Source organism: Rheinheimera riviphila (assembly GCF_004005945.1).
In the GTDB taxonomy this organism is placed as follows: Bacteria; Pseudomonadota; Gammaproteobacteria; order Enterobacterales; family Alteromonadaceae; genus Pararheinheimera; species Pararheinheimera riviphila.
In genome coordinates, this window is sequence record NZ_SACS01000003.1 from 72,280 (window position 1) to 92,398 (window position 20,119).

Annotated in this window: 10 protein-coding genes; 8 read left to right on the forward strand and 2 right to left on the reverse strand. The window is 54.9% G+C overall.

Annotated elements, in window-relative coordinates:
• Nucleotides 1-21: 21 nt before the first annotated feature.
• Together EOE67_RS04230 and EOE67_RS04235 are read right to left on the reverse strand one after the other, a co-directional pair.
• Nucleotides 22-10,740 (reverse strand): non-ribosomal peptide synthetase, encoded by a 10,719-nt coding sequence (locus EOE67_RS04230; RefSeq protein ID WP_127697805.1) that lies wholly within the window; start codon nucleotides 10,738-10,740, stop codon nucleotides 22-24.
• Between the two features lie 32 nt (nucleotides 10,741-10,772).
• On the reverse strand, nucleotides 10,773-12,245 hold the full coding sequence (locus EOE67_RS04235) for an MATE family efflux transporter (protein WP_127697806.1): 1,473 nt from the start codon (nucleotides 12,243-12,245) through the stop codon (nucleotides 10,773-10,775).
• A 309-nt stretch (nucleotides 12,246-12,554) separates the two neighbouring features.
• On the opposite strand from EOE67_RS04235, the gene EOE67_RS04240 reads away from it, so the two are divergent.
• From EOE67_RS04240 to EOE67_RS04275, 8 genes are all read left to right on the forward strand, one after another.
• Complete coding sequence (locus EOE67_RS04240; RefSeq protein WP_127697807.1) at nucleotides 12,555-13,250, forward strand: ABC transporter ATP-binding protein; 696 nt, start codon at nucleotides 12,555-12,557, stop codon at nucleotides 13,248-13,250.
• Entirely contained in the window at nucleotides 13,247-14,641 is a 1,395-nt protein-coding gene (locus tag EOE67_RS04245) for an ABC transporter permease (RefSeq protein ID WP_127697808.1), read from the forward strand. The genes EOE67_RS04240 and EOE67_RS04245 overlap by 4 nt, the downstream gene beginning before the upstream one ends.
• Before the next feature lie 21 nt (nucleotides 14,642-14,662).
• Complete coding sequence (locus EOE67_RS04250; RefSeq protein ID WP_206099425.1) at nucleotides 14,663-15,442, forward strand: outer membrane lipoprotein-sorting protein; 780 nt, start codon at nucleotides 14,663-14,665, stop codon at nucleotides 15,440-15,442.
• Between the two features lie 3 nt (nucleotides 15,443-15,445).
• Complete coding sequence (locus EOE67_RS04255) at nucleotides 15,446-16,720, forward strand: hypothetical protein (RefSeq protein WP_127697810.1); 1,275 nt, start codon at nucleotides 15,446-15,448, stop codon at nucleotides 16,718-16,720.
• 16 nt (nucleotides 16,721-16,736) lie between these two features.
• Entirely contained in the window at nucleotides 16,737-17,873 is a 1,137-nt protein-coding gene (locus EOE67_RS04260; protein WP_127697811.1) for a sensor histidine kinase, read from the forward strand.
• 6 nt (nucleotides 17,874-17,879) lie between these two features.
• Complete coding sequence (locus tag EOE67_RS04265; protein ID WP_127697812.1) at nucleotides 17,880-18,611, forward strand: LytR/AlgR family response regulator transcription factor; 732 nt, start codon at nucleotides 17,880-17,882, stop codon at nucleotides 18,609-18,611.
• Between the two features lie 19 nt (nucleotides 18,612-18,630).
• Nucleotides 18,631-19,287: a hypothetical protein gene (locus EOE67_RS04270; protein WP_127697813.1), complete on the forward strand. Its 657-nt coding sequence runs from the start codon at nucleotides 18,631-18,633 to the stop codon at nucleotides 19,285-19,287.
• 74 nt (nucleotides 19,288-19,361) lie between these two features.
• Nucleotides 19,362-20,102, forward strand: a complete 741-nt coding sequence (locus EOE67_RS04275) for a thioesterase II family protein (RefSeq protein WP_164852216.1) — start codon at nucleotides 19,362-19,364, stop codon at nucleotides 20,100-20,102.
• Nucleotides 20,103-20,119 lie beyond the last annotated feature (17 nt).

Below are 20,119 nucleotides of genomic sequence, written 5' to 3' on the forward strand. Positions count from 1 at the left end.
AGATCGGTTGCATCCCTATCGTCACACTGACGACAACAACTGAATCAACTTCTGCGCCAGCGCCGGAGCAGACAACATGGTTAAGTGATCGCCGGCGACTTGCTGTAACTGCAAATTGCCTTTTAGATATTGCTTCAGTTGTCGGCGTAGATGGGTACGCGGATGTGCGGTAGCGAAATCATCACCATAAATAAGTACCGCCGGGCCGTGAAATTTCGGACCAGGCTTAAACTGCCGGTACAATTCAGCCTGAGCGCTGGCAACTGCTAGCAGCGCATCAAGCTCAGTCTGCCAGTCGTCCGTCGGCAATAAACCCGCCTGCTGCATCAGTTGCACCAAAGCGCCACGGTACTGCGCTGGGTCACTGAATTCCAGAGCTGGTTGTGCCATTGCCCGGCACAGCAGCTGGTACATTTCACTGCAAGCATCCAGCACATCACCGGTATCTGCCATTGGTCGTAAATCGACATCCAACAGACACAAGGTGACCTGTTCGCCCTGTGCTTCGAGCATACAGGCGAGCTGATAAGCGATGCGTCCGCCGAGCGAATGACCGGCGATGTGATAAGGTCCCTGCGGCTGTGCCCGGCGCAATGCCTGCAGATAGTCGCTGGTCAGGGTTGCCCAATCCTGATGCGGGTTTTGCAGGCCAAGCCGGCCCTGCGGTTCTGCAACCTGCACCTGTGCATTGCCACGCAACTGACGCGCCAGCGGCAGCATGGCAGCACTGATCGCGCCAGCGCCCGGGATCACCCACCATTCGGGTAATCCGGCCTGAGGTTCCAGTACGACCCAGCGTACGCTATCATCCTGCGACCGCGTGTGGTCTTCATGCTGTAGCAGAGCGGCACTGAGATGGTCGGCCAGACGACGAATGTCAGGGTTGTGAAACAAATCAGCCAGACTGAGCACTGGCCACTGTCTCGTCCGCCCTTGGCTGTTTAACAGCTGCATCAAGCGAATACTGAGTAACGAATGACCGCCCAGTTCAAAGAAGCTGACTGTCACGTCCGGCACCTGCTGTTCCAACACCTGTTGAAAAATCTGCTGCAACACCAGTTCCAGCTCAGTTGCTGGCGGCTGGCTAATCTGCCTTGTCGGTTGTGGCGACGGCAGTGCCTTGCGGTCAATTTTGCCATTACTGTTGAGCGGAAAATTGTCCAGCTCCAGCCAATACGCCGGTTGCATATATGCCGGTAACTGCTGCTGCAGATATGTGCGCAAACTGTGTTCGTCGTCGGTAACACCGGCACAACGCTGCCAATACAGTACCAACTGTGGTTGCTCACGGACGGTCAGGACAAGAGCTACAGCTTGCTCAACTGCCGGATGCTGGCGCAACTGGCTTTCAATATCGCCAAGCTCAATCCGAAAGCCATTGATTTTAACCTGATGATCAAGCCTTCCCAAAAACGCCAACTGACCGCCAGGTAACTGTCGCACCAGATCGCCTGTGCGATACATGGTCTGTGTTGACGTTGAAAACGGATCGGGTAAAAAATGCCGTGCCGTTAAATCTGGTCTGTTGCGATAACCCGCAGCCACGCAGGGTCCACTCAGATAGAGTTCACCGGCGACACCGGGTGGTTGCAGTAAACCCGCAGGACTCAACACATAACTGCGCACCCCGGGCAACAGATCACAAACCGGCGCCACACCTTGCCCGGCAAAGTCGTCTTCACTGCGGATTGGCGCGGCCGACACCCAAATAGTCGCTTCGGTCGGTCCATAAACATTCCACAGGGTGCCGCCACCGGATAGCAGCTGCAACGCCAATGGCTTACTCAGAGCTTCGCCACCACACAACATGGTCAGCCCAGGCCTGCTCTGCCAGCCAGAAAGTATCAATCCTTGCCAGGTGGCAGGTGTTGCCTGCAGTAACCGGATCTCAAACCGATCCAGCCATTGCTGTAACAACAACGGATCACGTGCCTCCTCGCTTTGCATCAGTACAGTGCGCCCGCCCCACAGCAGCGGCAGCCACAACTCCAATACCGAAATATCAAAGGTAACCGTGGTGATGGCGAGCATTGCCTGCTGCGGCTGAAAACCAATCCTGGCGGCGATCTGATTCAGGCATTCCAGCACCGAGCTCAGATACACCTGCACGCCTTTGGGCTGACCGGTTGAGCCTGAAGTATAAATCAGGTAAGCCAGTGGATCGGCCGGCAACAGCAGCTCTGGCGCAGTTGATGGTTGCTGTTGCAGCGTTCGCAGCAGTTCCGGGGCATCCAGCACCCAAAGTGCCGTAGCGAGTGCTGGATCTGTTGATAACGTCTTTAAGTTCAACTGTTGTGCGAGCGCCTGATAACAGCGACTCGCCAGCGTCAGCTGCACGTCGGCATCCAACAATACCGCCTGCTGCCTCGCCGCTGGCTGTGTGGGGTCTAGCGGCACATAAGCGCAGCCCAACTTCCAGAGCGCCAGAATTGCCATTGGCAACTGATGATCACGGCGCAATAGCAACGCAACACGCTGCGTCGGCCTGATCCCTATCGCATACAAAGCGTGTGCCAGTTGATTGGCGCCGGCTTCAAGCTGCTGGTAACTGAGCGCATGCAGTGGATCGGCCACCGCGATCTGATCCGCGTGCTGCACCTGTTGCTGATGCCACTGCGTCAATAAATCGGTGTGGCGGGAAAAGCTCAGCCGATCTTCAGTTAACACCGGTTGTTTTGCCAATAGCAGTTGCTGCTGTTGCGGACTGAGCACTGGTAAACGACCCAGCGACCGTAGCGCTTCAATACGTACCTGCTGCAACGTCAACAGCAATGCATCAAGCAATGCGTTGGCGGTACGTTCACTAAACAAAGCGCAGGCATAATCAAGCCGTAGTCGCAGCTGCTGTTCCTGCACCTGCAAATTCAGACTGAGATCAAAACGTGCGAGTACTGCGTCTGGTTGTATTAAAGTGATTCCATGTGCCTGCAGTGCAGTGTCATCCGACACGTCCATGGCCATAAAGATTTGGAAAAGCGGATGGATCGCGGCTTCGCGCGGCGGATTCAGTGCTGCAACCAGTAATTCGAATGGATAATCCTGATATTGCTGGGCCTGGTGCAGCTGCTGCCGGCTTTGTTCCAGCAGCGCCGTGAAATGTTGCGCCGGATCACAATCAAGTCGCAACACCAGGGTGTTAACAAAAAATCCAACCAGATCCTGCAAACTGGCCTGCGTCCGGTTGAGTACCGGCGTGCCGATCACAATATCGCGTTGTCCGCTCCAGCGTGCCAGCACATGAGCAAAAGCGGCGTGGCATAGCGAAAACAAACTGGTCTGATGGCTGAGCGCAAATTGTTGTAACTCCTGCAGTTCTTCCCGATTGATCATCAGACTGATGCTGGCACCCCGATGGTCAGGTAACACCGGTCTGGGGAAATCGAGTGGCAAAGCATGCACCGGCGGCAATTGTGCCAGTGTCGTGTTGAAATAGTGCGCCGCCTGGGCAAAATATCCCGCTTGCGCCAGCGCCTGTTGCCACAACGCGTAATCACCATATTGCAGCGTCAACACCGGAACTGAAGCATCTCCATGCTGCAGTTGCTGATAGCAACGCAGCAAGCCGTTGATCAGCAAGTCTACCGACCAGCCATCGCCGGCAATGTGATGCAGATTAAACAATAAGAACTGTGTTTCGCCACTGTCGACCAGTGCCAGCCGCCACATCAGATCAGCCTGCAGGTCAAACGGCGTGTCGGCGTGTTTTGCTGCGACAGCACTGAGATCTGCACGCCCGGCAATACTCAGCCGCTGAAGCGAGAACTTTGCATCCGGCATCACCCGTTGCCAGCTCTGGCCGTCCTGCTCCACCATGACGGTACGCAGGATTTCATGTTGCGCGGTCAGCAGATTTGCCGCTTGTTCCAATATGTCCGCGTCCAGTGGCTCCAACAGTTGCAATGTGGCGCTGATGTGATACTGCGCCGAGCCAGGTTGTAGTTGTTCGATAAACCACAGCCGTTGCTGGCTGAACGACAACGGCAGCAACTGCGCCTCATTCGTTGCGATTATCGTCCTGTTGCCGGCCTCTTCACTCGCTACCGCAGCGTTGGCTACACTCGCCCTGGCGACCAATAACGGCCAGTGCTGTTCATCCTCCTGCAACAGTCTGGCCATCGCCGCCAGTTCACTGTGCTGAAAAATATCACGCACGGCCAGCTCACGCCCAAACTGCTGACGGATCAAGGCCAGTAACCGGATCGATAGCAACGAGTGCCCGCCCAGCGCGAAAAAGTCACTGCGCCTGCTCTGCACGGCAACACCCAGCAATTGTTGCCAGAGCTGCGCCAATTGTTGCTCGGCAGCGGTGGCCGGCGGCTCACCGGCACTGTGGGCAAACGCCGTGTCAGCTGGTTGTGGTAAGGCTTTGCGGTCAATTTTACCATTGGGCAATAGCGGCCATTCCGCCAGTTGATGTAATGCCGCAGGCAACATAAACTGCGGCAGTTTGCGGCTTAAATACTGACGCAGTGCCTGAATATCGACCTGATGATCAGCCCGTAAGTACGCCAGCAAACGCCAGCTGCCTTGTGGTTGATCGGCCACGACCAGTGCACTACAGACCCCCCGATATTGCAAAATCTGCGCTTCGATATCGCTGAGTTCAATCCGGAAACCATTCAGTTTGACCTGATCGTCTTCACGACCAAAAAACTCCAGCTGATCATCGCTGTTCCAACGCGCCAGATCACCACTGTGATACCACAGATCGCCGTTGCTACTAACGGCGATACCCAGCGGATCCTGACAAAATACGGCCGCTGTTTGTTCAGCACGTCGCAGATACCCCTGACTGACGCCGGGACCGGCAATCCACAATTGACCGATAGCACCAGGTGGTAACAGCCGGCGATCTGCGTCGAGGATATAACAACGATTCATGCCAACCGGCCGCCCCAGCGGAATTTGATGTTGGCGCGGTTGCACGGAGGAGATCGGATAACAAGTGGCCGTCACCGTTGTTTCGGTTGGACCATAGGCGTTGATCAAGCGAATGTGACTGGCGGTGCTTTGCAGCCAACGCCGTACCTGTTGCAACGGAGCCGCTTCACCGCCAATAATCACCAGTCGCAGTGCCGGATCAAAAGTATCTGGCAAGGCAGTGGTCAGCTCGCTCCAAAATGCTGTGGGCAAGTTCAGCACTGACAGCTGGCAGGCTTGCACCTGTTGCCAGAACGACGCCGGACTATCGATCCAGTTTTCCTGGCGCAATACCAGACAAGCGCCGCTGTACCAACTGGCAAAAATTTCTTCAATTGAAATATCAAAGTTAATGCTGCTGAACTGCAGCACCCGATCGGTGGATTGCAGCTGATAAGCTTGTTTCATCGAATGCGCCAGATGCAACAACTGCGGTTGCCCCACCATCACCCCTTTTGGCGTACCGGTCGATCCCGAGGTATAAATCAAATATGCCACCGCGTCCGCAGAAGGCAATAAAAGCACAGTGGTCTGCAGCGCCGGCAATTGCTCTGCACTGAACCAGTCAGCCCAACATTGCTGCAGTACCCGGCAACGCGGTACAAAAACAGGCTGCTCAGCCTGGTCAAATCGCTGCGCCTGCGTGGGTTCGGTCAGCACTAAGACCGGTTGTGCATCCTGTATAATTTGCTGTAGCCGTTCATCCGGATAAGCCGGATCCAGCGGCAGATAAACAGCACCTAGTCGCAATAACGCCAGCACAGTCACCAACAACGGCACTGAACGCTGCAAACACAAAGCTACCACCGCGCCTTCAACGATCCCGTCCCGCTGCAGCGCAGCGGCGACCACCTGACTTTGTTGCCACAACTGCTGATAACTGAGCGCCGTAGCGCCGTGCTGTAACGCTGTGGCTGCCGGGGTGTCAAGGGCGAATTGTTGCAACTGCGCCAGCAATGTCGCCGCACCGGTGTTGGCTTCAGTGTCGGTGACAAATGACTCCAAAGTTGGCGCGGTACCATGTCCTGTCAACAGCGATACGCGCTGCGCTGCCGATAACGCATCCAGTTGGTCCCATCGTTGCTGCGAACTGTGCAGCATTTGTTGTAATAACGCCTGATAACTTGCAGCCAGCCGCTTGATGGTCGTCGCACTGAACAAGTCCGCGTTGTACTCAAATGCAAACTCAAAAGCGTTGCTTTCGGTGCTGACTTCCAGTGTCAGCTCAAATCGGGCATGTTGCTCGGCGCCGCTGGCTTTGCTCAGGCTTACATCGGCAAATTGCATGTCGGCAAGGCCGGGCGGGTCCATGCTAAACATGATCTGAAACAGCGGCGAATACTGACTTTGTCGTACCGGCTGCAACGCTTCGACCAGCTTCTCAAACGGATATTCCTGATGTTGTTGTGCTTGTGCCACCTGTTGCTGCACCTGATGCAGCAGCTCTGCCAGTGTGAGAGCAGGATCCAGTTGCTGGCGTAGCACCAGCGTATTGACAAAAAAGCCGGCCAGATTGCCAAGCTCGGGTTGAGCGCGGTTGGCGACCGGCGTGCCAATAACCAAATCGCGGCTCTGGCTGTATTTTTCCAGCAACAGATAAAAAGCGCTCAGCAACACCGTAAACAAACTGACCTGCTGCTGCCTGGCGAACTGTACCAATTCAGTGCTGTGTTGTGTTGCCAACGTAAATGCATGCCAGCCACCATGGTGGCTTGGTTGCTCCGGCCGGTCAAAGTCCAATGGCAACTGGTGCACTGGCGGGGCATCTTCCAGCACCTGTTGCCAGAAGCTGAGCTGTTGTTGCCAGTGCCGCTGAACGTCCGGGCTTTGTTGCCACAACACATAATCGCTGTATTGTAACGGCAGGGGTGGCAATGTTTCAGCGCTGGCAGTGCCGGCGTTGGCTTGGCACAGTGCCTGGTACAAAGTGGCGAACTCAGTGGCGAGTACGGCCATCGACCAACCATCGGTTGCGATATGATGCAGATTCAGCACCAGTAAACCGCGTTCTGGTGCAGTCTGCAGCCACCATGCCCGCAGTTTGATGTCGGTTGCCAGGTCAAAAGGCAATGCCAGCAAAGCTGCAACCTGTTGTTGCACCTCGCTTTCGTGGCAGTGTTGCAAATCACGTTGCTGCACTAACGAAGCTGGTAACGGCAACGGCTGTTGCCACAGCTGACCGTCGTCGTCTTCAGACAGACCAAAGTGCAGTGGCTGATGGCGTGCCAGTAACGTCATTAACGCCTGATCAGCGAACTTTGCCACAAATGGCCCCGTTACCTGCCAGACCAGCGGTACATGGTACATGCGCTGTCCGGCGGACCAGCGTTCAACAAACCACAGTCGTTGTTGCGACGCTGACAGCGGATAACGAGCCTGGGGCGGCAAGGCTTTCAGAGATGGGATGGCTGGAGCTGCGATGTTGGGATCACGCACCGCAGCGTCAATACGACAGGCTAACTCCGCCAGATCGGTGCTGCCAATCACTGCGGCCAATCCGAGCTCAACCGGCCAGTGCTGCTGGATCTGCGACAATAAACGGGCCGCGAGCAAACTATGACCACCGAGCGCATAAAAATTGTCATGCCTGCCGACTTGTGCTGCTTGCAATAGCTGCTGCCAGATTGTCGCCAGCAGCCGTTCAGTCGCACCTTGCGGCGGTTCAAACAGTGTCCGCTGATAATCATCTGCTGCCGGTAACGGTAACGCTTGTTTGTCCAGTTTGCCATTGGCGGTCAGTGGCAATTTAGCCAGAATCACCAGTGCAGCGGGCACCATATAGTCCGGCAAAGTGGCCCGAAGCGCGGTCCGGACTTCGTCACAGACATTGGCTGGTGCCACCAGGTAAGCGATCAGTTCGGCATCGGCACCAGCGCCAAGCACCCGCACTGCGGCCTCACGCACCTGTGGTTGAGCCAGCAATACCGCCTCAATTTCCGCAAGTTCGATCCGAAAGCCGCGCAGCTTAACCTGGTGATCAATCCGTCCCAGATATTGCAATTGACCTTCCGGTAACCAGCGCACCAGATCGCCGGTACGGTACAACTGACCCGCGGCAAAGGGATTGGGAATAAACTTTTCCGCATTCAGTTCCGGCCGCTGCAAGTAACCCGCGCCAACCCCGGGGCCGCCAATCAGTAATTCGCCGGGGACACCAGGTGGCACCGGGCTCAGCGCATTGTCCACAACGTAGAGCCGGGCTTCGGCGACGCTACCTCCCATTTGCATCCTCACAAAATCTGGCGGCAACTGGCCCTGAGTACAATAAATGGATGTTTCGGTCGGACCATAACTGTTCAATAAACATCGGCCTTCTGCCCAAAGCCTGGCGAGTACATCCGGGCAGGCTTCACCGCCGATCAGCAAAGTACGGACACTTCGCCAGGCTGTTACGTCCAGATACGGCAGCAACGCCGGTGTCATCAAGGCATGGGTCAGTTGATCACGCGCGACCACCTGGTCTAACGCTGCCGGATCACGTACCACAGCTGCCGGATACATATACAAAGTTGCGCCACTGCACAGTGCCCAGAAAAACTCCACCAGACCCGCGTCAAAGCTGAATGAAGCAAATTGCAGCACCCGACTGCCCGGACCAAGGCCAAGTCGGGGAATTTGTTCCCACATCAACCGATTCACCCCCAAATGCTGCAATTGAGCACCTTTGGGTAATCCGGTTGTGCCAGAGGTATAGACCAGATACATCAGGCTGTGCAGATCACCGGATATCGGCGGCGCTGTCACGGAAAAGTCGCTTAAATCCAGCAGATCCAGATCCTGTCGTTGGCACTGTCCTTGTTCCGGCTGCAGCGATTCAGATTGCCACTGCACAGGTAACTGCAGCTCTGGCAATACCACGGTACTCTCGGTCAGCAGCAATGTCGCAGCGCTGTCGGTCAGAATGTGGCGGATGCGTGCGTGCGGATAATCTGGATCAACAGGCACAAACACGGCACCGGTTTTTGCAACCGCCAGCCAGGCCACGGCCAGTTGTGGGCCACGTGGCAGGCTGATAGCAACCCGCTGGCCATAACGAACTCCCTGTTGCAGTAAAAAATTCGCCAACTGATTGGCCTGCTGATCGAGTTGCTGGTAACTAAGTTGTTGCTCCAAATACTGGATCGCAGTTTGCTGCGGCTGCTGTCTGGCCTGCTCTGCCACCCACTGCTGAATTTGCCAGTCACGCCATTCAACCGGTAAGGCATTATTTTGTGAGCTGGCCGCTGGTTGCTGCGGTGGTTGCTGGAACTGCGCCAACAGCTGCTGCTGGGCCGGTGACAGCCAACCAAGCGTCGCCAGTTTTGCCTGAGGTTGCAGCGTCATTTGCTGATACAAGGCCAATAATGCATCAAGCCAGTGTTGCAAGATATCGGTATCAAACAGCGCCGACGCATAATGCAGATTCAGTGCAATCTGCCCTTGTTGTTCAATCAGCTCCAGACAGAGATCAAAACTGCTGACGCCTGGGTCAAATGGCAAATCACGCACCTGCAGCCCCGGCAGGTTGAGCACCCGATCATCAGCATTTTCAAAGACAAATATCACATCAAATAACGGATTACGTGCCGATGATTGCGATCGACTTGCAACATTGTTGACCAAATCCGCAAACGGCAGTGCCTGGTGCTGGTAAGCGCCAACACAACGCGCCCGCACCTGCTGCAGCAATTGCGCCAGCGTTTGCTGTTCATCGATGTCCTGGTGCAGCACCAGCGTATTGGTGTACATCCCCATGGTATGTGCGGCGGCCTCATTGCCACGAACCACGGCGGGCACCCCGACCTGGACTTCAGACTGGCGGCACAACCGGGATAACCACAACTGACAACCAGCCAGCAGCAGCATAAACAGGCTCACCTGATGCTGCCTGGCTGTTTGCTTCAGTGCTTGCGTCAGATTGAGATCCAGTTTGCTGAACAAGCGCCCCCCCAGGAACTCTTGCCGTGCTGGTCTGGCGCGGCACAAAGGTAATTCCGTGGGTGGCCGGTTTCCCAGACTTTGCTGTTGCCAGTACTGTAAATCTTGCTGATAACGGACTGACTGGCAGTACTGCTGCTCCCAAAGCAGGTAGTCGCCATATTGTTGACTGACAGCCGGCAAAGTCTCGCCCTGGTAATGTTGCAGCAATTCCCGGACAAACACCGACAGCGAAAAACCGTCACTGATTGCATGATGAAAATCGGTCAACAGCAAATGATGATCCGGTGCCAGTTGCAACAGATATACCCGTGCCAGCGGCGCCTGCTGTAGATCAAACGGCTGTAACAAATGACGCAACCGGCTACTGAGTGTTGTGGCGTCGAGCTCTTGCCAGTCTTGACACTGCAGACCAAACACCGCTTCACTTTGAATATGTTGCCAGAACAGTTCGTCGGCTCCTGCACGCTGCTGTTGCGATAATCTGGTCCGCAGCACCTGATGCCGGTCAGCCAGAGCCTGCATCGCTTGATCCAGGCGCGACACATCAAGCGGCCCGGTTAGTTCGGTCAGCGACGTGATGTGATACGACAACTCCGCATCCGGTTGCTGACATAACAGATATAACCGGCGCTGTGCCGAAGTCATCGGCAACCACTGAGACTGAGATGGTATGACTGCAGCTGAAGCCGACAGCTGCACTTTTAACGGGGCTGCGACAGGAGCTGCCACTGCATCCGGTAACCCTGCTGCGCTGCGGCGGTGGTGACTGGTTTGTGGTCGTTGCAATTGCTGCAGCTGTACTGACATCAGATGCTGCATTTGGCTCATCCGTGCCAGCTGCTGCACAAAAAGTTCAATTAACGGGGTATTGCCGGGGCGGCCTGGTAGAGAAGTCTTCACACATCACTCCTTGGTTTGGCGTCAGATCGCGGTCAGACCGCTTCAGAATATGGGTTGGCCTGGGCAGGATTATCCCGCTTCGTTAAAGCAGCTGGCGCTTTGAGCGGGTGCCACAAGGCAAGTAGCAGGCAAAGTGCACCCAGCACTGCGGCGGCAACATCGGTGGCAACAAACGCCCACCAAATGCCACTTGTGGCCCAGTACGCTGGAAAAATGAAAACGAAAGGCAGAAAAAACAGGTAGTTATGTGATAAGTAAATCAATAGCGCCAATCCGGCCCGGCCCGTCGACAGGAAAAAACCAGCTGAAACAAAAAACAGTGCATACAGTGGAAACGCCAGACAAGCAGCCTGGGTAATCACTATCGCTGCTGTACTGACTTCAGCCGGCGCCATAAATGCACCGTACAACCATTGCGGTTGCAAATACATCAGCAGATACACCAGCGTGGCATAGGCTAGGGTCCAACCGAGTGCGGCATAGACCGTCAGGCGTAATCGCCGATCGTCTCCAGCTCCGGCATGATATGCCGCCAGCGTCTGAAATGCTGCCGCCAGCCCTTGTAATGGCATCACCACTATCACCATCATTTTGATAAAAAGCCCAAAAGCAGCAGTCGCGAGCAATACATCGGCGGTACCAGCAAGCTGACTGTTGACTGCGGCAACCATCAGACCGATCCCGAGCTGATTTAAAAATAACGGCAGACCCAGTAGCAGCATTTCCCGCTTCACGCCCGGCGTCGCCGGCTGACGCGACCAGGTTAACAAGTCCGATCCCGGGCTACTCTCAGCGGTCTCTGCTGCAGTTTCTAGATCAGCCGCTTGCTGATCCAACGTGCTGCGCCGCCCCTGCAGTAGCCATAACGCCAGCAGTGCCGCCAATAACTGCGAAATGGCAGTGGCGATACCCGCCCCACTCACCCCCCAATCCAGACCGACGATCAACAATGTATTCAGCAGCACATTCAACAGACAGCTGCTGACGACCACGATGACCATCAGCTTTACCCGAGCCTGAGCGCGAAAGGCTTCACACCACAATTGAGCCAGCAACACGGGCAGCGTGCACAAGAGGACCGGATAGCCGTAGTCAAGGGCCAGCGGCATGACGTTTTCAGGGGTCTGCAATAATGCCAACATCGCAGGCAGCCCGGCACACAGCGCGATAGTTAACACAATGCCGAGCCAAAATGTCAGCAGCGTCGCTTGCCATAACGCGCGCTGTGCTTGTTCCGGTTGGCCTGCTCCCAACGCGCGGGTCAGCACACTGGCAAGCGCGCCACCGAGTGCAGTGCCGAACGCCGCGACCAGCATTTGCAGCGGAAAAATCACTGACAATGCAGCAATAGCCCGATCGCTCTGACTGAACTGGCTGATAAACGCCATGTCCACAGCATTAGCCAACGCACCAAACACCAGCGACAACATGATGGGCAGCGCCAGCCGCCAGAGGGTCGGAAACACTGGCGCGGCAGCCAGTGCAGATAAAGCAAGTCCGGACATGGGGTACTCCCTTAATATGTGAGCAATCGCGCTACGGTCAGCAGGACGTGCAGCGGCTGCATCGCTAAAGTGCCGCCACAATATGACAAGAGTTGAACGCCAACTTGATGAAAAGATTATTTTTATCTGATGAAGCCATCGACAACAACACGCCAAAAGCACGGGAATACATGTTATCCGCACCCGTTGCACTTCAAGCCAGATAACAACGCTTTATCACAATTCACAGCCAGCAGCCGTGAAAACAAGCAGGCTAAGCCCACCTGATTTTGGGATCTGTGTTTCGCATTCTGTTCAAGGAGTACCAGCATGAGCCTGGCGCAATTACATCACCTGTCGAAAACCTATGCCCTCGGTCAGCTGCGGGTTCCTGCGCTGACGAACATCAGCCTGCAACTAAAACCTGCTTGTTTTACCGTGTTGTCAGGACCGTCCGGCAGCGGCAAAACCACCTTGTTGAATCTGATCGCCGGCATTGACCGGCCGGATCAAGGCAATATCGAAATCGCCGGCCAGTCACTGCAACGACTCAGTGACAACGCACTGACCGACTTTCGTGCCCGTCACATTGGCTATATCTTCCAAAATTTCAATCTGTTACCGGTACTGTCGGCATATGAAAATATCGAATATCCGCTGCGATTGAATAAAACGCCGCCCGTCAAACGCCGTCAACGCGTGCTGGAACTACTGGACGCAGTAGGCCTTGCCGACAAAGCCAGCCACCGTCCCAATCAGTTATCCGGTGGACAACGCCAGCGGGTGGCAATTGCCAGAGCGCTGGTGCACCAGCCGGTACTGGTGTTGGCGGACGAACCGACCGCCAACCTCGACAGTCAGACCGGCGCACAAATTATTGCACTGATGCGGGAGCTGCAACGAGTGCAACAAACTGCTTTTGTGTTTTCTTCACATGATCCACAGGTCATCGCCAGTGCCGATCATCTGGTGTTATTAAAAGATGGCCATCTGCTGACGCCAGAGCCAATCCGGGAGGCGGTATGATTGCGCTGGCATTACGTAATTTGTGGCGCAATCAGCGCCGATCTTCAACCACGCTCTTGGCAATGATGATAGGCATGTTGTCTATTTTGCTGTTTGGTGGCTACAGCCGCACCGTCTACTACGGCCTTGAAACCGATTTTGTCGGACGTAGCGGCCATCTGCAGTTACAACGCAAAGACTATTTCTGGTTTGGTAGCGGTGACCCACAGGGCTACAGCCTGCATGGATATAAGCAACTGGTGAACGATATTCAGCAGGACCCGGTGTTAGCGCCACTGCTTCGGGTTGTTACTCCGGTACTACAGTTTGGCGGGATTGCCGGTAATTTTGATGCAGGTCTGTCCAAGCTGGTGATCGTGCAGGGTGTGGACGTCACAGCACAAAACGAAATGCGGCGCTGGAATGATTATCAGCTGGCGATTACACCGGAACTACACAGTATGAATCCGGCGGCCGGCAATGAAGCCGAAATTGGTATTGGTGTGGCGCGGATGCTACAGCTGTGCGCCCAACTGGACGTGCCGGATTGCCCACAGCCGCAACTTTCGGCGATTGACCCAAATACCCAGACGCTCGCTGCTGACATTGCCGCGCTTGCTGCTGGTCAGTTACCAAGCGAACCGGCAACACCCGCAAAGTCCGGTGCCCAGCTGGAATTGCTGGCGGCAAGTACCGGCGGCGCACCAAACGTTAACCGGCTGCAAATTAACCGGGCTGTTACTACCGGCGCCAAAGAACTGGACGAAGTTTATCTGGCGATGCAACTGGCCCAGGCCCAACAACTCCTTTATGGCGAGTCTGAAGAGCGGGTAACAGCACTGCAAATCCAGTTGTATCACAGTGCCGACTTAGAAGTCGCACGGACGAGACTGCAAGAGCTGATTAGCAATCGCTGGCCGGAGCAGCCACTGGAAGTACACGATTTTCGTACCTTAAATCCGGCTTTTGGCCAAATCACCGGCATGTTTGCCGCCATCTTTGGTTTTATTACCATCCTGATCAGCGCCATCGTGTTGTTTACGGTAGGTAACACCATGAGTATGGCGGTACTGGAGCGCACCGTCGAAATCGGCACTTTACGTACGCTGGGCTTACGTCGCAGCGGTATCCGCCGGCTTTTTATCAGCGAAGGTCTGCTGCTCGGACTGACCGGTGCTCTGCTGGGCACCGCGTTGGCGTTGCTGTTCGCCGCGCTGATTAATCAGGCCGGTTTTACCTGGTTGCCACCGGGCAACAGTAATCCGGTGCCGATCACCATCCGGCTGTGGGGCGAACATCAGATGTTGCTTGGCATCGGCCTGACCGTGGTGCTGGTAGCGACAGTCTCCGCCTGGTGGCCTGCACGTCGTGCCGCACAGCAGGATGTGGTCGATGCATTACGTTATGTTTGAAATCAATGCCGGAGTAAAATGATGAAATTTGTATTCAGGACGTTACTGCTGAGCTTGTTATTACCGGTCTTTGCCGGACAAGCCAGCGCCACGGATGACGCCGCGGCATTACTACAACGGGCTGATGAGGTCAGAAATCCCCGTCAGTCTTATCGGCTCACGTCAACACTGATTGAGTATCGTAACGGGAAGGAAATCAGCCGCAACCAGTTGGCGGTGTTTACCCGCTACGAAGCTGAGCAGCAGCAATTTCGTAATCTGATCCGTTTTTTGCAGCCAAGACGCGATAACGGCAAATTGTTACTCAAAGATGGTGCCGATCTGTGGTTTTACGATCCTGCCGGTAAAGCCAGCATCCGCATCTCAGCACAACAAAGGTTGCTCGGACAAGCCGCGAACGGCGATGTAGTGACCACCGATCTGCGTCGTGATTACAGTGCTGTAATATCGGGTACCGAGACACTGAACGACGCCGAAGGTCAGCTGCGTCAGACGGTGCTGCTCGAATTGACTGCCCGGCACCCCGATGTCACTTATCCGCGAATGCAATTGTGGCTGGATCCGAAAAACGGCCAGTCGGTCAAAACCGCTTTATATGCCCAAAGTGGTAGTCTGCTGAAAACGGCCTGGTTCCGTCACTACAAAGACGCGCTCGGCCAACTCAGACCCCAGGAGACCATCATTATTGATGGCCTGAATCCACAACTGGTGACGGTGATCCAAAGTCAGGATCATCAGGCCATGGATGTACCAGCGCAATGGCTGCAACGCCAGGCACTGGAAAGTTTTACCGGACGCTAATTGATGTCGCCGCTGCTGCTTATCTGTCTGCTGCAACCGGCAATTGACCCGGCGCTAGAGCCGGCATTGCCTGCTTTTTTGGCAACCGATTTGCCGGAGGTGCTGGCTAAACCACATCCAACCGCTGCCAGCAACGGTACAGCCACCGACTGGCAACTGTCTGCCGAGCTAGCGTTGAGCCGACAGCAACGACATTGGCAAAGCAGGCTGGCATTGGACAGCCGCTTCAGCCATAACAGCGACGACCAATCCGCCTATGTCCGCTGGAACAGCAGGCTGGATGGATTTGGTGGCACGTCCGATTCCGACGACAACAGCGCTGCGGTGATGTCCTGGAAAGAGTTATACGTTGGTTATCGCTGGAACGACAGCTGGCTGACCGAGTTGGGTCGGATCAATCAAAAAAACGGCGTGGCGCGTGGTTACAATCCAACTGATTTTTTTGCCGGTAACGCGGTTCGGGCGGTCATTTCACAACAACCTGCGGTACTGCGTGAACAACGACTCGGCAGTTTGATGCTGCGCCAGCAATGGCTGGGTGACGCTCAGTCAGTCACGCTGTTATGGAGCCCTCAACTGGCAACCCAGCCCGACGATGCCACTTTTTCGCCGGACTGGGCGCGCACCAATGCCGTTGCCCGCTGGCAGATCAGCGCCGAGCAGCAGCTGTATACCGGCTGGACGCTCGGCCTGCTCTCTTACCAGAGTAAAAATGCTGAGCCACAGTACGGCCTGAACCTGAGCGGCGCTTTAAACGAGCGCTGGTTATACCATCTGGAAGCCGCAACAGGTTCACAACCACAGTTCATAGTGCCGCCGGATAGCGCTTGGCATGCCAGCGATATCGCTGCCAACGTCAACGCCGGCAGCACTGCCAGCAGAGTGGCGACCGGCGTTAGTTACAGTCTGGAATTGCCGCTGACACTCACCCTCGAATGGCAATATGACGACGCCGCCGCCGGGCGCCACGACTGGCAACAACTGCTTGAACTACCGGCATTGTGGCAACAATACCTACAACAGCGCCAGGGGCAACAACCAACCCGGCAAGCGTTGCTATTCCAGGCACAAAGTCAGCAATGGTGGCCCGGTTTTGACTGGTCCTGCCTGTGGCTACATGATTTGCAAGACAATAGTGATATGTTATTAACTGAGTTAACATGGATGAAACCTGAGTATGACATTGTACTGCAATGGCAATGGGCTCCCGGCCCTACCCGTAGTCACTTTGGCGCAGCCAGCAGTCAGTTACAACTGCTGTTGCGTTATTACTTCTGATAAGAGCTGAAAACTGATGCCTGCACCTGCCGCCCAAACCAAAGATCTGCGCCACTGGCTGCGTGAGATCCTGATCCTGTTGGCAATTAATTTTGTCATCGCCAGTCTGATGTATTTGCTCGATGACAGCACCAGCTGGCCAACCAAACTGGTGTACGCCAATGCGGTTGGTTGTTGTATCTGGGGTTTAACCCAGCTCGGCCACGTACTGGCCAGGCAAAGGTTGCCCGTGTGGCTGATCCAGTTACTGGCGGTCCCACCGGGTTTATTTCTTGGTCTGAAAATCGCCGCCGGACTGGGTACACCTGACGTATTTCAATTTATGCAACAAAACCCGGATATTGGCTGGCGTAGCCTAATCCTGCCGCTGGTTGTTGCCATTATTGCCGCCAGCTTTGTGCTGGTACGGTATCAGGGTCAGGTCTACCGGGCAGAGCTAGAGCGCGAAAGGCGATTACTGGCAGAATACCGTCAAGCTGATACCCAGGCCCAGCTCATGTTGCTACAGGCTCAAATTGAACCGCACTTTTTGTTTAACACCCTGGCCAACGTTCACAGCCTTATCATGTTTAATCCGCAGCAGGCTCAGACCATGCTGACCCACTTTAATGGCTATCTGCGGGCTAGCCTGCAACGCACCCGCCGCCCGCTGTCGACCTTACATCATGAGATAGAACTGATCGAAAAACTGTTGGAAATTGCCCGTATTCGCCTTGGTGATCGGCTGTCGTTTGATATTGACATCATGCCGGAACTGCACGGCAAGCTACTGCCACCGTTATTACTACAACCGCTGGTGGAAAATGCCCTGGCGCATGGAATTGAACCCTCGCTGATCAAAGGCCATATCCGGGTACACGCCGAACTACATGGCGAACAACTATGCCTGAAAGTTACCGACAACGGCGTCGGTCTGGAAGCACAAACCCGGCAGTCGACCGGCGGCATCGGGCTGGCCAATGTCCGTAAACGGCTGCATCACCTGTATGGCGATAAAGCCCGGCTCGCGTTATACGAAAATCCACCCCATGGATGTATCAGCGAACTTTGCCTGCCGATGTCAGCCCTGGATACACCACCGGCAGTGCTGTTACCGGAAGTGCTGTTGCAGAACCGTAAGGCCGACCTTAACCCAGCTCATTATCAAGAGTAACGCCGTATGCCGACCGCTTTAATCGCCGATGACGAACCTTTACTATTGAACTATCTATGTGACCGGCTTGCCCATTTATGGCCAGAGCTGGAGGTAGTAGCCACCGCCCGCAACGGTGTTGAAGCACTCAGTCTGGTGCACCAGCACAAACCAGATTTTGCTTTTCTTGATATTCGCATGCCAGGACTCAATGGCTTGCAGGTGGCAGAAAGCCTGCAACAGACCAGGGCGGTATTTGTCACCGCTTTTGACGAATACGCAGTTGCGGCTTTTGAACGCGCGGCCACAGATTATTTGCTGAAGCCAGTGTCCGACGAACGCTTAAAAAAATGTATCGACCGCCTGCGTCAGCAGTTACAACCCGATCCGGCCCTACTGGCCCAATGTCTTGCCGGATTGCAGTCCCACAAAAGCAAACTGCACTGGTTTCATGTTGGACTTGCCAACCAGACCCGGCTGGTCGCGCTGGATGAAGTGCTGTTTTTTCAGGCGTCAGACAAATACACCGAACTGGTCACTGCACATGAACGGCACGTGATCCGTACACCGCTTAAAGAGCTGATCCGCCAGCTTGATGGCTATTTATATGCACAGGTGCACCGTAGCTACATTGTCAGTTTAAGAGCCGTTGCATTTGTCGAAAAAGACTTGTTCGGCCGCCACCAAATCCATCTGAAAGAGCACCCGGATGTGTTACCGCTGAGTCGCTCTTTTGCGGCTCAGTTTAAACAAATGTAAGGAAACAGGAGATAGACGTATGCGTAGAATCATTTTGTTATCAAGTATCGCGCTGTTGGTTTTACCTGGCTGTAAGGTCAGCAAAGTGCGGGACATTATCAAAGACTATGACTACAAAAATAGTTACCAACTGATTAACGCCAGCACTGAGCCAGTGGACATCCATATTGGTTCACATGACAACAGCGGGCGGGCACCCAATATCAGCGACGGCAAATATCGTGTCGGCAGTCTTGAAGCCGGTCAGGACAGTGTCAGCACCAAAGTTAAACGTGACAACATCGATTACCGCGTTTCAGTACAAAGCTTTCAGCGACTGGATAAAATCGGCAGTAACCACCTGATTTATGACGTTAAAAACGACGACGACCAGACCGTCATCGCTTGGCAGGACAATAAAACCCCACGTATCAGCGCTTTTAAAAAACACAGCAGTGATCAAAGTGGCGTTTACCGGGTGCGTTTTTTCGCCGTTGCCAATGGCATTGAAATCAAAGCCGGCGGCATCAGCCAATTGCTGGAAAAAGGTCAGCCCAGTGGCTGGTTCAGCCTGCAGAATTGCAAGGGCGAATTCAGCATTAATGGCAAAGCACTGGATATCTGTCAGGCCACGGCCGGTCAATCGTTCTTGCTGGTCATCGGTCCCGACAAAGTGTTAAGTATGAGCCGCGGCTGATGGGGTCCCTCGTTTCGGCCAGCCGTTGGTTCAGTTCGCAGCGTCTGATAACCGGTAGGATAAGCGGGCAACAGTTGCCAGAGCAAGCTCAGGCGCTGTTGCTGGCGGTGCCTTTTGCAGGCGGCAACGAGCATGTGTACCGGCCTTGGCTTGAATTATTACCACCGTGGCTGGACTTTCAAACCGTGCAGTTGCCCGGGCGTGGCCGGCGCTTTTTTGAGCCCAATGATTTGTCGATTGAACAAATGGCGGCCGCAATCGTCGCCGGTTTACCTACACTGCTGGCAAACCGGCCCTGGGTGTTGTTTGGCCACAGTATGGGGGCCCGTATCGCTTTTGAAATATTGCATTTGTTACCTACTCCATTGCAACCGGCAGCGGTGGTGCTAAGTGGCGCCCGCGCGCCGTTTTTACCAGCGACCACCCGCGATGTTGCCAAAAAAGATCGTACAGCTTTTATTCAGCTGCTGCGCGAAATGAACGGCACGCCAGCTGAGATCCTGCAAAACGACGAGCTACTCGATTTGTTTCTGCCGATGTTGCAACGGGATTTTGCGCATGTTGAACACTATCGCAGTGCGCCGGAACGGCCTTTGCTGCACCAGCCTAACTGCTTTGTGTTTGGTGGTGATCAGGATCCGGACATCAATCAAAGCCATCTGGTTGCCTGGCAACAGTGTTTTGCCGAGCCGATTGCGGTACAGCTGCTTACGGGTGACCATTTTTTTATCTTCGGTCACGGCCAGGCATTGCTGGAACCGCTGCTGCAGGCACTTCAACCGCTGGTGTCAGCCAGATCACAGACAACGGCATAACCTTGTGCCTTCGCCAC

Coding starts and splice junctions, on each gene's coding strand:
- EOE67_RS04235 (WP_127697806.1), bottom strand. CDS start 12,245: ATGTCCGGACTTGCTTTATCTGCACTGGCTGCCGCGCCAGTGTTTCCG.
- EOE67_RS04240 (WP_127697807.1), top strand. CDS start 12,555: ATGAGCCTGGCGCAATTACATCACCTGTCGAAAACCTATGCCCTCGGT.
- EOE67_RS04245 (WP_127697808.1), top strand. CDS start 13,247: ATGATTGCGCTGGCATTACGTAATTTGTGGCGCAATCAGCGCCGATCT.
- EOE67_RS04250 (WP_206099425.1), top strand. CDS start 14,663: ATGAAATTTGTATTCAGGACGTTACTGCTGAGCTTGTTATTACCGGTC.
- EOE67_RS04255 (WP_127697810.1), top strand. CDS start 15,446: ATGTCGCCGCTGCTGCTTATCTGTCTGCTGCAACCGGCAATTGACCCG.
- EOE67_RS04260 (WP_127697811.1), top strand. CDS start 16,737: ATGCCTGCACCTGCCGCCCAAACCAAAGATCTGCGCCACTGGCTGCGT.
- EOE67_RS04265 (WP_127697812.1), top strand. CDS start 17,880: ATGCCGACCGCTTTAATCGCCGATGACGAACCTTTACTATTGAACTAT.
- EOE67_RS04270 (WP_127697813.1), top strand. CDS start 18,631: ATGCGTAGAATCATTTTGTTATCAAGTATCGCGCTGTTGGTTTTACCT.